The organism is Brevibacillus fluminis (assembly GCF_003710825.1).
GTDB lineage: Bacteria > Bacillota > Bacilli > Brevibacillales > Brevibacillaceae > Brevibacillus_D > Brevibacillus_D fluminis.
Window position 1 is genome coordinate 1 of the sequence record NZ_RHHQ01000052.1, and the last position, 211, is coordinate 211.

The following is a 211-nucleotide window of genomic DNA, read 5'->3' on the forward strand; positions in this document are numbered from 1 at the left end:
TGAAGATCGGGAACAAAATGCCATTGACCCGTCCGATATACGATTCCTCGACCTTTTTCAGCATGATCGTGTTCAAGCCGATTGGAATGCAAGGGAAAAAGAACCCGTTAATGAACTGCATGACAAGCGTGAAAGCAAGATTTGTGGAAAAACCGATGCCGATCGAGGAAATTCCGCTTGCGAAAAGTCCGAGGGCAACCAGCTTTTGCGG

At 47.4% G+C, this 211-nt stretch carries 1 pseudogene; it reads right to left on the reverse strand.

Going from position 1 to position 211, the window contains the following annotated elements:
- Window positions 1-211, reverse strand: a pseudogene (locus tag EDM56_RS31645) (MFS transporter); the annotation flags it as partial.